General features: G+C 59.3%; 12 protein-coding genes. 5 read left to right on the plus strand and 7 right to left on the minus strand.

What is annotated here, in order from left to right; all coding sequences use genetic code 11:
• The first annotated feature begins 7 nt into the window (after window positions 1-7).
• The 5 genes from AB7M26_RS25635 (at window position 8) to cobA (ending at window position 8,353) form a co-directional block, all read left to right on the plus strand.
• Window positions 8-1,678 carry a bifunctional protein-serine/threonine kinase/phosphatase gene (locus AB7M26_RS25635; protein WP_123496411.1) on the plus strand — a complete coding sequence of 557 codons (1,671 nt, stop codon included), beginning with the start codon at window positions 8-10 and terminating at the stop codon, window positions 1,676-1,678.
• Between the two features lie 412 nt (window positions 1,679-2,090).
• The gene (gene nirB, locus AB7M26_RS25640; RefSeq protein ID WP_123496409.1) at window positions 2,091-4,544 is read left to right on the plus strand and encodes a nitrite reductase large subunit NirB; all 2,454 of its coding nucleotides are present in this window, start codon (window positions 2,091-2,093) and stop codon (window positions 4,542-4,544) included.
• Window positions 4,541-4,858 carry a nitrite reductase small subunit NirD gene (nirD, locus tag AB7M26_RS25645; RefSeq protein ID WP_007902067.1) on the plus strand — a complete coding sequence of 106 codons (318 nt, stop codon included), beginning with the start codon at window positions 4,541-4,543 and terminating at the stop codon, window positions 4,856-4,858. Before nirB ends, nirD begins: the two co-directional genes overlap by 4 nt.
• Complete coding sequence (locus AB7M26_RS25650; protein ID WP_123496407.1) at window positions 4,858-7,575, plus strand: nitrate reductase; 2,718 nt, start codon at window positions 4,858-4,860, stop codon at window positions 7,573-7,575. The genes nirD and AB7M26_RS25650 overlap by 1 nt, the downstream gene beginning before the upstream one ends.
• 10 nt (window positions 7,576-7,585) lie before the next feature.
• Window positions 7,586-8,353, plus strand: coding sequence for a uroporphyrinogen-III C-methyltransferase (gene cobA, locus AB7M26_RS25655; protein WP_123496405.1), 768 nt, complete (start codon window positions 7,586-7,588; stop codon window positions 8,351-8,353).
• Between the two features lie 172 nt (window positions 8,354-8,525).
• On the opposite strand, the gene AB7M26_RS25660 is transcribed toward cobA, so the two are convergent.
• The 7 genes from AB7M26_RS25660 to AB7M26_RS25690 all read right to left on the minus strand — a co-directional run bounded on the left by AB7M26_RS25660 (window position 8,526) and on the right by AB7M26_RS25690 (window position 14,160).
• Window positions 8,526-9,560 carry an OmpA family protein gene (locus AB7M26_RS25660; protein ID WP_123496403.1) on the minus strand — a complete coding sequence of 345 codons (1,035 nt, stop codon included), beginning with the start codon at window positions 9,558-9,560 and terminating at the stop codon, window positions 8,526-8,528.
• A gap of 107 nt (window positions 9,561-9,667) precedes the next feature.
• Window positions 9,668-10,258, minus strand: a complete 591-nt coding sequence (gene sigX / locus AB7M26_RS25665; RefSeq protein ID WP_032830573.1) for an RNA polymerase sigma factor SigX — start codon at window positions 10,256-10,258, stop codon at window positions 9,668-9,670.
• A gap of 86 nt (window positions 10,259-10,344) precedes the next feature.
• On the minus strand, window positions 10,345-11,169 hold the full coding sequence (locus tag AB7M26_RS25670) for a mechanosensitive ion channel family protein (RefSeq protein ID WP_007902078.1): 825 nt from the start codon (window positions 11,167-11,169) through the stop codon (window positions 10,345-10,347).
• Window positions 11,170-11,171: 2 nt separating this feature from the next.
• Window positions 11,172-11,420, minus strand: a complete 249-nt coding sequence (locus tag AB7M26_RS25675) for a hypothetical protein (protein WP_007902080.1) — start codon at window positions 11,418-11,420, stop codon at window positions 11,172-11,174.
• A 63-nt stretch (window positions 11,421-11,483) separates the two neighbouring features.
• A complete protein-coding gene (locus AB7M26_RS25680) occupies window positions 11,484-12,479 on the minus strand; it encodes a zinc transporter ZntB (protein ID WP_123496401.1) in 996 nt (331 codons plus the stop codon).
• A 25-nt stretch (window positions 12,480-12,504) separates the two neighbouring features.
• A complete protein-coding gene (rraA, locus tag AB7M26_RS25685; RefSeq protein ID WP_123496399.1) occupies window positions 12,505-12,996 on the minus strand; it encodes a ribonuclease E activity regulator RraA in 492 nt (163 codons plus the stop codon).
• A 174-nt stretch (window positions 12,997-13,170) separates the two neighbouring features.
• Window positions 13,171-14,160 carry an alpha/beta fold hydrolase gene (locus tag AB7M26_RS25690; protein WP_123496397.1) on the minus strand — a complete coding sequence of 330 codons (990 nt, stop codon included), beginning with the start codon at window positions 14,158-14,160 and terminating at the stop codon, window positions 13,171-13,173.
• Window positions 14,161-14,340: the final 180 nt, after the last annotated feature.

Consider the following 14,340-nt stretch of genomic DNA (forward strand, 5'->3'; position numbering starts at 1 on the left):
GGACTGAATGAGCCTGCAACTGAGTTTTGCCGAACACAGCGCCATCGGCCCCCGCGAGGAGAACCAGGACGCTGTGCGCCTGGTCACTCCGGCCCCGGCGCTGGCGGCAAGCAAGGGTTACCTGTTCGCCATCGCCGACGGCGTCAGCCAATGTGCCGATGGCGGGCTCGCGGCCCGTTCGACCTTGCAGGCCTTGGCGCTGGACTACTACGCCACCCCGGAAACCTGGGGCGTCGCCCAGGCACTGGACCGTCTGCTACTGGCGCAAAACCGCTGGTTGCAGGCGAACGGCGGCGGGCAACCGCTGCTGACTACTGTCAGTGCCTTGGTAATGCGCGGCAGGCGTTTCACTCTGGCTCATGTGGGTGATTGCCGGGTTTATCGCTGGCACGCCGACACACTGCAACGGGTGAGTGAGGATCACGTCTGGGACCAGCCGGGCATGCAGCATGTGCTCAAACGAGCCCTTGGGCTGGATCAACACCTGGTGCTGGACTTTCTCGATGGTGAACTGCGCCTGAACGAGAGTTTCGTGCTGCTCAGCGACGGCATCTGGGCCGTGCTGGGCGACACGGCCATTGCGGCGATTCTGCGCGATCAACCCGACCTGAACAGTGCCGCGCAGACCCTGGTCAACGCTGCACATCTGGCCGGCAGTCAGGACAACGCCAGCGCCCTGTTGGTGCGGGTCGATGCCCTCGGTGAAACCAGCATTGGCGACGCGCTGATTCATCTGCAGCAATGGCCACTCCCGCCTGCGCTGAAACCGGGCCAGACTTTCGAAGGCTGGCAGGTCGAGGGGATCCTCGGCCAGAGCCAGCAATCGCTGCTCTACCGGGTGCGCGACGCACAACAACAGCCCTGGCTGCTGAAAACCTTGCCCAGCGCGCTCCGTGACGATCACCAGGCCGGGCAGGCGTTGTTGTCAGAGGAATGGTTTCTCAAGCGTGTGGCCGGGCGGCATTTTCCTGAAGTCCATGCCGCCAGTCAGCGTCAGCATTTGTATTACGTGATGCGTGAATATTCCGGGTCTACCTTGGCAGAGCTGCATGAGCGTGTCGCAACGCTGCCATTGGCTCAATGGCTGGACTTGGCCGAACGCCTGCTGCGGGCTATCGGCATATTGCATCGACGGCAAATTCTGCATCGCGATATCAAACCGGAGAACCTGCTGCTAGGAGACGACGGTGAGCTGCGCCTACTGGATTTCGGCCTCGCCTACTGCCCCGGGCTGTCCGAAGATCAAGCCTGCGCCCTGCCCGGAACGCCCAGCTATATCGCGCCGGAAGCCTTTCGAGGTGATCCTCCTACACCACAACAGGATTTGTATGCGGTGGGCGTGACCTTGTATTACCTGCTGACCGGGCATTATCCCTACGGTGAAATCGAAGCATTCCAGCGCCCACGGTTTGGTGTGCCTGTCAGCGCCAGCCGCTACCGGCCCGACCTGCCGGAATGGATCGCGCAAAGTCTGGAGCGCGCGGTGGCGGCAGCTCCGGATCAGCGCTTTGAAACGGCGGAAGAATGGTTGTTGCTACTGGAACAGGGAGAACGTCGCAGTTTGAGCGTGCGCCCCAGACCGTTGCTGGAGCGCGAACCGCTGAAAGTCTGGCGGACGTTGGCGCTGGTGTCGTTGCTGGTGAATCTGGTGCTGCTGTTTTTGCTGTTTCATGGTTGAGTTTTTCATTTCACCCAAAAGATCAAAAGATCAAAAGATCGCAGCCTGCGCCAGCGCCTACCGGTGCCCACGATCTCCTGTAGGAGCTGGCGAAGCCTGCGATCTTTTGATCTTTTCTGCTTCAAAACCGGGCATGGCGCATTGAACCGGTGCACACAAACACCCTCCTCCCGTGCTGAGAGCCCATAAATTCCGCATTTGTGGGACTTGGCACAACCACTGCATTACCTTCCCCAACATACATAAAGCCCAACCTTCAACGTAGAAGGCTGCGCTGCCCGAGAGAACGGGACAAGGACAAAGGCGTCCTCGCTAGTTAACTAGCGGGACGCCTTTTTTTGTTTGCGCAAAATTTTGTCGAGCAAGGCCTGAATGCCCTGATGAGGCAGGCCCGAGCTCCCCGGAGAACCTGATGAAAAAACTAAAATTAGTGATGATCGGCAACGGCATGGCCGGGGTACGTACCCTGGAAGAACTGCTAAAGCTGAGTAATGAGCTGTACGACATCACGGTCTTCGGCGCCGAACCCCATACCAACTACAACCGCATCCTGTTGTCGCCCGTACTGGCCGGCGAACAGACGTTCGAAGAGATCGTGCTCAACGACCTGGACTGGTACCTGGAAAACAACATCAAGCTGCTGCTCAACCGTAAAGTGGTGGAGATCGACCGGGTCAAACGGCGGGTCATCGCCGAAGACGGCACCGAGGCTGAATACGACCGCCTGCTGATTGCCACCGGTTCGACCCCGTTCATCCTGCCGATCCCCGGAAACACCTTGCAGGGCGTGATCGGCTACCGCGACATTGCCGACACCCAGGCGATGATCGACACCGCCAAGACCCACAAGCACGCCGTGGTCATCGGCGGCGGTCTGCTGGGCCTTGAAGCCGCCAACGGCCTGATGCTGCGCGGCATGCACGTCACCGTGGTGCACATCGGCGAATGGCTGCTGGAGCGGCAACTGGACAAAACCAGCGGCCAACTCCTGCAAACCGCCCTGGAAGCCCGTGGCCTGCATTTCCGCCTGTGCGAACAGACCCAGGCCCTGCACGATGCCGGCAATGGCCGGGTCGGCTCGGTTGAGTTCAAGAACGGCGACATCATCCCTGCCGACCTGGTGGTGATGGCCGCTGGTATTCGTCCCAACACCGAACTCGCGGAAAAGTCCGGCATCCCGTGCAATCGCGGGATTCTGGTCAACGACACGATGCAAACCTACGACCCTCGGGTCTACGCCATCGGCGAATGCGCCAGCCACCGTGGCATCGCCTACGGTCTGGTCGCGCCGCTGTTCGAACAGGCCAAGGTCTGCGCCAACCACCTCGCCCAACTGGGTTTCGCCACCTACAAGGGCTCGGTGACGTCGACCAAATTGAAAGTCACCGGCATCGACCTGTTTTCCGCCGGCGACTTCATGGGCGGCGAAGGCACCGAGACCATCACCCTCTCCGATCCGATCGGCGGGGTTTACAAAAAACTGGTGATCAAGGATGACGTGCTGGTCGGCGCCTGTCTGTACGGCGATACGGCAGATGGCGGTTGGTATTTCCGGCAGATCCGTGAGAACCATGCCATCGGCGAGATCCGCGATCACTTGATGTTCGGCGAAAACGCTCTTGGTGATGTAGGACACCAGGGCCAGGACAAGGCCATGAGCATGGCCGACACCGCCGAAGTCTGCGGCTGCAATGGCGTGTGCAAAGGCACCATCGTCAAGGCCATCCAGGAACATGGCCTGTTCAGCGTTGATGATGTGAAAAAACACACCAAGGCCGCCAGTTCCTGCGGTTCCTGCGCCGGCCTCGTCGAGCAGATCCTGATCAATACCGTGGGCGGTGCGGCGGACGTCAAACCGAAAAGCGAAAAAGCCATCTGCGGTTGCAGCGACCTCAACCATGGGCAAATCCGCCAGGCCATCCGCGACCAGCACCTGCTGACCATCGCCGGCACCATGAGCTATCTGAACTGGCGCACCCCGAACGGTTGCGCCACGTGCCGTCCGGCGCTCAACTACTACCTGATTTCCACCTGGCCGGGCGAAGCCAAGGACGACCCGCAATCGCGCCTGATCAACGAACGCGCCCACGCCAACATTCAGAAAGACGGCACTTACTCTGTAGTCCCTCGGATGTGGGGCGGTGTGACCAATCCTTCAGAGCTGCGGCGCATTGCCGACGTGGCCGACAAGTACAACGTGCCGATGGTCAAGGTCACCGGCGGCCAGCGCATCGACTTGCTGGGGATCAAGAAGCAGGATCTGCCAGGCGTCTGGAAAGACCTGGACATGCCGTCCGGCCACGCCTACGGCAAATCCATCCGCACGGTAAAAACCTGTGTCGGCAGCGAGTTCTGCCGCTTCGGCACCCAGAACTCCACGCAACTGGGCATCGAGCTTGAGCACGACCTGTTCAACATGTGGTCGCCGCACAAAGTGAAACTGGCCGTCTCCGGTTGCCCACGCAACTGCTCGGAAGCGGGGATCAAGGACGTCGGAATTATCGGCGTGGACTCCGGCTGGGAGATGTACATCGGCGGCAACGGCGGGATCAAAACCGAAGTCGCGGAGTTCTTCGTCAAACTGAAAACCGCCGAAGAAGTGCGCGAATACAACGGCGCTTTCCTGCAGCTGTATCGCGAAGAAGCCTTCTACCTCGAGCGCACCGTGCACTACCTGCAACGGGTCGGCATGGAACACATCAAGAAAGCCGTGCTGGAAGACCCAGAACGGCGCAAGGCATTGAACGATCGCCTGCAATTTTCCCTGTCGTTCGAGCAGGACCCCTGGAAGGAACGCCTCGAACAGCCGCTGCTGAAAAAAGAATTCGAGGTCATTCCCGTGAAGAACCTGGAGGTGCAGGCATGAACTGGCTGGATATCTGCGCACTGGAAGAGATCAACACCCTTGGCTCGCGGATCATCGCGGGCCCGAAAGGCGACATCGCGATTTTTCGTACGAGCGACGATGAGGTTTTCGCCCTCGACGACCGCTGCCCGCACAAGGGTGGGCCACTGTCCCAGGGTTTGATCTACGGCAAACGGGTGGCCTGCCCGCTGCACAACTGGCAGATCGACCTGGAAACCGGCGAGGCCCAGGCCCCGGATATCGGCTGCGCCCACCATCACTCGGCACGGGTCGAGAACGGCCGGGTGCTGCTGGCGCTACGGGAAGCAAGCTGATGGACCGTCAAATCACTGCCTCCACCTGCTGCTACTGCGGGGTCGGCTGCGGCGTGCTGATCGAACACGATGGCGAGCGCATCCTCGGCGTCAGCGGCGATCCGGCGCACCCGGCCAACTTCGGCAAATTGTGCAGTAAAGGTTCGACCCTGCACCTGACCGGCGACTTGGCGGCACGGGCGTTGTACCCGGAACTGCGCCTGGGCAAAGGCCTGGCCCGCAGCCGCACCGACTGGGACACAGCGCTCGATCACGCCGCCAGCGTCTTCGCCGAAACCATCGCCGAGCATGGCCCGGACAGCGTTGCGTTCTATATCTCCGGGCAGTTGCTGACCGAGGATTACTACGCCTTCAACAAACTGGCGCGAGCGCTGGTGGGCACCAACAACATCGACAGTAATTCACGGCTGTGCATGTCTTCAGCGGTGGTCGGCTACAAGCGCAGCCTCGGTGCCGATGCTCCGCCTTGCAGCTACGAAGACCTGGAACTGAGCGACTGCGTGATGATCGTCGGCAGCAACATGGCCTACGCCCATCCGGTACTGTTTCGTCGCCTGGAAGAAGCCAAATCCCGCCGCCCACAGATGAAGGTCATCGTCATCGACCCACGGCGCACCGACACCTGCGATTTGGCTGACATGCATTTGGCGATTCTGCCCGGCACCGATGTCGCCCTGTTCCATGGGATTCTGCACCTGTTGCTGTGGGAAGACTGGGTCGACCGCGACTTCATCAAGGCCCACACCGAAGGCCTGGCCGAGCTGAAAAATCTGGTACGCGATTACACCCCGACAATGGTTTCGCAACTCTGTGGCATCAGCGTCGAGCAATTGCAGCAATGCGCGCAATGGATCGGCACTTCACCGAGCTTTCTGTCGCTGTGGTGCATGGGGCTGAATCAGTCCACCGCCGGCAGCGCGAAGAACAGCGCGCTGATCAACCTGCACCTGGCCACCGGGCAAATTGGCCGGCCTGGTGCAGGACCTTTCTCGCTGACTGGTCAGCCAAATGCCATGGGCGGCCGGGAAACCGGCAGTTTGTCGAACCTGCTGCCAGGCCATCGCGAAGCCGCCAATGCCGACCACCGCGCACAAGTAGCCGACTACTGGGGCGTTGATCAACTGCCCGCGAACACCGGCCTGACGGCCATCGAGCTGTTCGAGCAGATGCGCAGCGGCAAGATCAAAGCCCTGTGGATCGCCTGCACTAACCCTGCACAGTCGCTGCCGGACCAGACCGCTGTGCGCGAGGCACTGCAAGCCTGTCCGTTCGTGGTGTTGCAGGAAGCCTTTCGCACCACCGAAACCGCCGCGTTCGCCGACCTGCTGTTGCCCGCCGCCAGTTGGGGTGAAAAGGACGGCACGGTCACCAACTCCGAACGGCGCATTTCCCACGTCCGCCGGGCCATCGGCGCACCCGGTGAAGCACGGCCCGACTGGGCGATCACCGTGGATTTCGCACAGCGCCTGGAAAAAATTCTGCGCCCTGGAGCCACCAGCCTGTTTGCCTTTGAAACCCCGGCGCAGGTCTTCGACGAATACAAACACCTGACTCACGGCCGCGACCTCGACCTCTCCGGAATCAGCCATGCGCTGATCGATCAGCTCGGTCCGCAGCAATGGCCCTTCCCCGCCGGGGCCCGCGAAGGCACGGCGCGGCTGTATCTCGACGGAGTTTTCCCGACCGCCAGCGGGCGTGCACAGTTCATCACCGACCCGTATCGCGCCGCCAAGGAACAACGCGATGCGCGCTTCCCCCTGACCCTGATCACCGGCCGCCTGCGCGATCAATGGCACGGTATGAGCCGCACCGGCACCGCCGCGCAGTTGTTTGGCCATGTCAGCGAAGCCGTGTTGAGCCTGCACCCGGATGAACTGCGTCGGCATCGCCTGCAACCTGGCGACCTGATTAATCTGAAAAGTCGCCGGGGCTCGGTGATCGTGCCAGTCAGCAGCGATGACAGCGTACGTCCGGGCCAGGCATTTCTGCCGATGCACTGGGGCGACCGCTTTCTCAAGGGCGGCGTGAATACCCTCACCCTTCCCGCCTTCGACCCATTGTCGAAACAACCGGAACTCAAACACAGCGGTGTGCGACTCGAGCCTGTGCAATTGCCCTGGCAGCTTTTCGCTCTGATAGAGGGTGATGTTCAACAGCATTTGGAGACGCTACGACCGCTCTGCGAGGCGTTTTCCTACGCAAGCCTCAGCCTGACCGGCCGTGAGCGTCCTGCATTGCTAATACGCGCTGCCAGCGCCACCGCGCCAGACCCGCAGTTGTTGCGTGATATCGATCAGTGCCTGGGGCTCAACGACGGCCCGGTATTGGCCTACGACGATCCTCGGCGCTCGATCGGCAAGCGGGTACGGATCGAGGACGGTCGGATCACCGCGATTCGCCTGGCCGGTGAAACGTTGGCCCAACACTGGCTGCAAAGTCTGTGGCTCGAAGGTCGCGCCGACGAACAGCTACGCCGTTGGCTGCTGGCGCCCTTGAGTGCGCCACCGGGCAGCGCTGGCGGACCGGCATCCGGCACCAAAACCCTGTGCAACTGCATGAACGTCAGCCAGAACGCGGTGTGTGCCGGCATTGGCCGTGGCCTGGATTTGCAGGGTTTGAAACAAGAACTGGGTTGTGGCACGCAATGCGGCTCCTGCGTCCCGGAAATCAAGCGTTTACTGGCCGCCACCGCGCAGCCAGTCGCCGTCATCTCGTGAGGAAAACACTATGAGCGCAAAAGTCTGGCTGGTGGGTGCGGGTCCTGGCGACCCTGAATTGCTGACCCTCAAGGCGGTTCGAGCGTTGCGCGAAGCGGACGTGGTGCTGATCGACGATCTGGTCAATGAGGCGGTGCTGGAGCATTGCCCGAACGCGCGAATCATTCCTGTGGGTAAGCGCGGTGGCTGTCGCTCCACGCCTCAAGCCTTCATTCATCGCCTGATGTTGCGTTATACCCGCCACGGCAAATGCGTGGTGCGGCTCAAGGGCGGTGATCCGTGCATCTTCGGGCGCGGCGGTGAAGAAGCGCAGTGGCTGCGTGAGCGTGGCGTAGAGGTTGAACTGGTCAATGGCATCACCGCTGGCCTTGCCGGCGCGACCCAATGCGATATTCCGCTGACGCTGCGGGGCGTCGCACGTGGCGTGACACTGGTCACCGCGCACACTCAGGATGACAGCAGCCTGAACTGGCAGGCCCTGGCTCAAGGGGGCACCACGCTGGTGATCTACATGGGCGTGGCGAAACTCAGTGAAATTCGTGAGCAACTGCTGGCCGGCGGAATGGCTGCCGATACGCCTGTGGCGATGATCGAAAATGCTTCCCTGCCGCACCAACGGGAATGTCGGAGCGACTTGGCAGCCATGGAAAACGATGCCTGTGACTTCCAGCTCAAAAGCCCGGCGATTCTGGTGATCGGCGCGGTGGCGGCCTGTGATGAGATCAAAAGATTGCAGCCTGCGGCAGCTCCTGCATTGGCTCGGTGTTTATCCTTGTAGGGATCAAAAGATCGCAGCCTGCGGCAGCTCCTACATGGATTTGGCACTTATCCCTGTAGGAGCTGCCGCAGGCTGCGATCTTTTCGGAACACCGCCAAAACCTCGCTGAAACCCAAATCGCAGACAAAGAAAAGCCCGGCCTAAGCCGGGCTTTTCCAGAGCTGCGAGCTAATTACTTAGCGCTAGCTTCAACCTGCGCTTCTACGCGACGGTTTACAGCGCGACCAGCGTCAGTTTTGTTGTCAGCAACTGGGCGGGATTCGCCGTAGCCAACAGACTGAACGCGGGACGATTCAACACCGTACTGGTTGGTCAGAACGTTCTTAACGGCGTTTGCACGACGCTCGGACAGTTTCTGGTTGTAAGCGTCAGGACCGACGGAGTCAGTGTGACCTTCAACAGTAGTAGTGGTGGATGGGTACTGCTTCATGAAGTCAGCCAGGTTCTTGATGTCGCCGTAGCTGTTAGGCTTGACTACCGACTTGTCGAAGTCGAACTTCACGTCCAGCTCAACACGAACAACTTCAGCAACTGCTGGGCAGCCATCAGCGTCAACAGTTACGTTGGCTGGGGTGTCCGGGCACTTGTCAACGTTGTCGCAAACGCCATCGTTGTCGCTGTCAGCGCAAACTTCAGCTGGTGCTGGGACTGGAGCAGCAGCAGGCTTGGAGCCGCCACCGAAGTTCACACCGATACCGACGCTAGGAGCCCACTCGGTGTCGCCCTGGTCGATGTTGTATTGAGCTTCAACGCCAGCACGGGCGTAGAAGTTGTCGGTGAAGTACAGCTTGGCACCGCCGCCAACGTTGGCGAAGGTGGAACCGTTACGACCACCGGAACCGTTCTGACCGATGCTCTGGTCGGAGAAGCCAGCCGATACGTATGGACGCAGCATGTCGCCCGGGTTGTTGAAGTGGTACAGAGCATCCAGAGCGGTGTTGGAGCCCTTGATGTTACGGCCATCTTCGGAACGTGCGTTGTGCACTTCGTCGTAGGCCAGACGCAGTTCAACGTCGTCGGTCAGGAAGTAACCGATCGAACCGCCGAACAGGTTGCCGTTGTTCTTGAAGTCACGAGCGCTATCGAACATTTCTTTCTTAGCGAAGCCTTCGATTTCAACTGCGCCTTGGCCTTGTGCCAGAGCGCCGAACGAAGTGGCAGCAATAAGAGAACCAATGGCCAAGCCCAAGGTGTTTTTCAGTTTCATCCGTTAAATCCCCATCTGGTGATTGTGAAGCAGTCCCGCAAACCGGGGGACAACTCGGCGGCAAGTCTATCAGAACTTGCCTACACGTAAGAGATATTTGCGCCGAACTAAGTTTCAGCAATGCCTGCAAATTTCTCACGCAATTTGTCTAGAGCGCGTTTGTAACGCATTTTTGTTGCACTCAAACCCATGTGCATTATGTCTGCGATCTCCTGAAATTCCAGCTCTGCGACAAATCGTAGCACCAGAATTTCCCGGTCGATCGGGTTCACATACACCAGCCAGCGATCAAGTCCGCCCTTCTCCTCGGGTTTCGGCATCTTTTCTTCAGATGCTTCCTCGAGGGGGTCCAGACTCAAAGCGTCCATCAAGCGACGCTTTCGCCGTTCTTTCCGATACTGCGTGATGCACTCGTTGTACGTGATGCTATATAGCCATGTCTTGAACTTCGATTTCCCCTCGAAGTTCTTCAGGCCGTAGAGCACCTTCAACATCACTTCCTGACAGACATCGTCTGCATCACGATCGTTCCCAAGATACCGTGCACAAACGTTAAATAATGTTCGCTGGTAACGCCGCATCAGTTCTTCATAAGCGCGCGTTACGTGAAACAGCTCGGTATGCGAGCGCGCGACCAACTCCTCATCAGAGAGCTCGCGGGGGTCGTAGCGCGTGGAGAGCGATTGAGCTTTATTCAAAACAAGTCTGGCCGACAGTCAGGTCAATGTCCGCCGCAGTCCTTCAGGACATTTTGCGGCGGCATACATTAGCAGGATTTGCCGGGTTAGCGGCTACTCACATGCTGCTCCAAGAGAATCCGATTCGAGAGAGAGACTAGCTCACCCTCATCGGTCAGCACGGTGGTTTTAACCGTGCCGATCTCTTCGATCTGACCTTCGACCTCGCCAACTCGCACTTGTTGCCCAACCTGATACAACTCACGCACATAGATTCCCGCAAGAATCTGACCGGCAATTTCCCGGCTTCCCAACCCCATGGCCAGCGCAACCGCCAGACCAACGGTAATCAAGACGATCACGATCACATGGTTGAGCAGGTCAGTCTTGACCTCCAACTGGCTGATCGCAACCGAAATACTGATGATGATCACCAGGCCCTGGGCAATTCGCCCCAGGCCCGCGGCGTAATCGAGCCCTACGCCTTCAGCCGCGCCACGCACCAGCCCATTGGCCAGTTGCGCCAGCAAGACACCCACCAGCAGTACCAGCGCAGCGCCGAATACTTTCGGCAAATACAGCGCCAACATGTCCAGCGTAGCCGAAACTCGCTCAAGTCCAAGGGATTCTGCGGCCGAAACCAGAAAAATCAGCAGAACGAACCAATACACGATTTTGCCGATCAACGTCGAGATAGGCACCTGAAGGCCTGCTCGGGACAGCAATTTGGTCAGCCCGGTGCCGCCCATCAGGCGATCGAGGCCCAGTTTGGCAAGCAATTTGGAGAGTAGTGTGTCCAGCAGTTTGGCCACGACAAAACCCAGCAGCAGCACAACCAGTGCGCCAAACAGGTTCGGAATGAAGTTTGCAACCTTGGTCCATAACGCAGTCATTGCAGTGACGAGGCTCTGAGTCCAGAGATCAAGTTCCATATTCAATCAGCCTTATCAGCAGTGCGAGCGGTAGGTTTACGAAGACGGGAAACCGGCGAGATATGGGCCGATCCGTTATTCAGGGCGATCATCAGCGCGGGCAACCAGCGGCCCAGCAGGCTGAACAGATCGCCGGCACCGACCTGGCGGTTGGCGGTTTTCAGCACGCGGCCCAGGCAGGCGTCGTCGTCACGGCTGGACGGCGAAGCTTTGAGCATGTCACGCAAAGACTGTTCAAACGGATCGTGCATACGCACCTCTCGTGATATCTGTGAAAGACGCGGTCAAATTTGGTCGGGTCACATGACTCATCATCAGAACCAGCGCAAACGTCGGAATAGCCACCACTGTCCCAGCGCTACCGAGCCTGCCAGCAAGCAGGCGATCAGGAAGCCATAAGGGCTGGTGGAGAACGGAATACCGCCGACGTTGATGCCCAAAAGACCGGTCAGAAAACTCATCGGCAAAAAGATCCCGGTGATGATCCCGAAGCGGTACATCGTGCGATTCATGCGCACGCTCAGACGCCGGTCTTCGGCCTCCAGGACCAGCCCCACGCGCTCTCGGGTCAATTCCAGCTCCTCGAGATAACGGGTAAGGCTGTTGTTCAATTCGTTCCAGTAATCGCCATCGTCTTCAACGAACCACGGTAGTTTTATTCGCGTCAACTGACCGAAAATATCCCGTTGCGGTGCCAGAAAACGTTTCAGTGCGGCCGCTCTGCGACGGATCTGCAAAACAGCCCCATGCTCCGGCGTATACCGTTCGTCGGTATCCAGCTTTTCTTCTTCCTCATCGACGATTTCCGAGAGGCAGCTGACCAGATCCTGCACTTTGTTAGTGAGGTACTGCGCCATATAAAGAATGAGTTCGGAGGCGGTTCTCGGCCCTTTGCCTTCAGCCAGTTGCGCCAGCAACTCATCGGTGGCGCGCAATGGCCGCAGACGCAGCGAGATCACCCGCTGGGCCGCCCCGAAGATCCGCACCGAGACCATGTCTTCCGGCTCGGCACCTGGATTGAGGTTGATTCCGCGCAGAAACAGCAACAGCTCGGAGTCCGGCAGCGGCAAAAGACGCGGCCGGGTGTTCTCTTCCAGCAACAAGTCGCAACTAAATTCACTCAGACCGCTGTATTTACGCAACCAGGTCTGGGTTTGCGGGTGACTGCGATCCCAGTGCAGCCACAGGCTTTCATGGGCCTGCAGCTGCAAGTCATCGAGTTCAGTCCGGGCTATCGAACGCGCACCGCCTTTACCATCCAGCACCAGGGCATGCACCAGCCCCCACTGCGCGTTTTCTTCCTCGAACATCCTCACCCCTTTAATGAAACGCGCTTTATTCAGGCATCTTCAGCGGGCTTGGCGAAATGATCACGCCGTTGTTATCCGCATAAACATAGTGACCCGGGTGGAAAGTCACACCCGCGAAGGTCACGGCAATATTGAGTTCACCCACACCGCGCCGGTCGGTTTTCATCGGGTGACTGGCCAGAGCCTGAACCCCCAGATCGGTTTGCGCGATGACGTCGACGTCGCGAATGCAACCGTAGACCACCAGCCCTTCCCAACCGTTACTGGCGGCTTTCTCGGCCAGCAGGTCGCCCAACAGCGCGCGGCGCAGGGAACCGCCACCGTCGACCACCAGCACTTTACCGTTACCCTTGAGCGCAACTTGCTCCTTGACCAGCGAATTATCTTCGAAACATTTGATGGTCACGATTTCGCCACCGAAAGAATCACGGCCCCCAAAATTGCTGAACATCGGTTCCAGCACCTGCACCAGCTCCGGGTAGGCATCGCAAAGATCAGGCGTGAGGTAATGGTTCATCGAGAAACTCCTGTGAAAAGGAAGACAATCGAGTAGGCAGCATACGCGGACCAAGGCTCAACGGCTGCAAACGCGCCGATCGAGTCAATCACTAAAAGTGACCAGAACCGCTTAATGCGTCATATCTTAGCCGCAAGCCGTTCCGAGCGAAATGCCCTTGTTAGAGCATCAGGCTCAAATTGCCGCAGCCAAATCCGGCTTTCCACCCAGCAAAGGCGTCTGTTGATCTGCCAGCCAACGCGCCACCAACGGCCAGACTTCCGTCTGCGCAGCCTTGCTGACAAGCATTTCCACATGACCGAAATTATCGCCAAAGCCTTGCTCGCGGCCAAGGGTGATGAATTGCTTGTGCTCGGAGCCGACCTGATCGAACAGCTTGCGGCAGGCCCAGGTCGGGTCCTGATGATCGCCCGCGGCACTCACGGCCAACACCGGTAACTGAACCTCGGCCAAACCCGCCCACCAGTCCTTGTCGGCATCGCCAAAACGCCCGAACAGCCCGTACCAGCGCATGCTTTCCAGGGCCAGGCCAATCGGCTCGTCCTCCGGGCCGCGCTTGAGGCGTGAACCTGACAGTTGAGCAAACCGCTTGAGGATGAAGCGCCCGCTCCACTCCACCGGTGGAAACTTCAACGGCCAGTAGGTACGGCTGACCTGCGTACCGAAGAACGCGGCAGACGCGACGACAGGCTCGCCGATGTATTCCCCACCCAGCGCCGCCGCCAGCGTAATGCCGCCCAGCGAATGACCGATCCAGTGTGGGACCTGGCCGCTTTGCTCGCGAACGAATGCGCCAATGGCCGGCAAATCGTAACGCGCGTAGTCGGCGACGCGGTTTTTGCGATAGTCCTGATTGCGCTGAGACAGACCATGACCGCGCATTTCCGGAATCCATACATCGAACCCCAGGCGCGTCAGATAAGCCCCCAACCCCAGACCTTTGGGAGAGAACCAGAACCGTCGATTGGAAAAGCTGCCGTGCAACAGAATCACCGGCACGCCACGCACCGTCGGCTCATCGGCCAGGCCGAGGCGCGTCACAGCCAGTTCGACGGTGCCGTCGGGGCTGTTGCCGGGTTTCAAACGATAGACGTCTTCGCTCAGATCACCGCGCCGCTCGGCGCTGATCAGGGCGACAGGAAATAGGTTGCTGCTGCTTTGCATAATGCTCTTGCACAAAAAAGGGCGGCATCCAGAGGAGCCCGCCCTACTTGAATATCTGAAAGAGCCGGCCAGTGTGGGAGCGAGCCTGCTCGCGAAGGACGTCAGGACAACGCGTTTATCCAGCAAGTACGCGTTATCGTTTACGACCATCGCGAGCAGGCTCGCTCCCACAGAGAGCGG

Source organism: Pseudomonas sp. F-14 TE3482, assembly GCF_053629455.1.

Excerpts from the sequence above, each read along its gene's own strand:
- AB7M26_RS25650 (WP_123496407.1), top strand. The coding sequence starts at position 4,858 with ATGGACCGTCAAATCACTGCCTCCACCTGCTGCTACTGCGGGGTCGGC.
- rraA (WP_123496399.1), bottom strand. The coding sequence starts at position 12,996 with ATGAACCATTACCTCACGCCTGATCTTTGCGATGCCTACCCGGAGCTG.
- AB7M26_RS25675 (WP_007902080.1), bottom strand. The coding sequence starts at position 11,420 with ATGCACGATCCGTTTGAACAGTCTTTGCGTGACATGCTCAAAGCTTCG.
- nirD (WP_007902067.1), top strand. The coding sequence starts at position 4,541 with ATGAACTGGCTGGATATCTGCGCACTGGAAGAGATCAACACCCTTGGC.
- nirB (WP_123496409.1), top strand. The coding sequence starts at position 2,091 with ATGAAAAAACTAAAATTAGTGATGATCGGCAACGGCATGGCCGGGGTA.
- AB7M26_RS25660 (WP_123496403.1), bottom strand. The coding sequence starts at position 9,560 with ATGAAACTGAAAAACACCTTGGGCTTGGCCATTGGTTCTCTTATTGCT.
- AB7M26_RS25690 (WP_123496397.1), bottom strand. The coding sequence starts at position 14,160 with ATGCAAAGCAGCAGCAACCTATTTCCTGTCGCCCTGATCAGCGCCGAG.
- cobA (WP_123496405.1), top strand. The coding sequence starts at position 7,586 with ATGAGCGCAAAAGTCTGGCTGGTGGGTGCGGGTCCTGGCGACCCTGAA.
- AB7M26_RS25680 (WP_123496401.1), bottom strand. The coding sequence starts at position 12,479 with ATGTTCGAGGAAGAAAACGCGCAGTGGGGGCTGGTGCATGCCCTGGTG.
- AB7M26_RS25635 (WP_123496411.1), top strand. The coding sequence starts at position 8 with ATGAGCCTGCAACTGAGTTTTGCCGAACACAGCGCCATCGGCCCCCGC.
- AB7M26_RS25670 (WP_007902078.1), bottom strand. The coding sequence starts at position 11,169 with ATGGAACTTGATCTCTGGACTCAGAGCCTCGTCACTGCAATGACTGCG.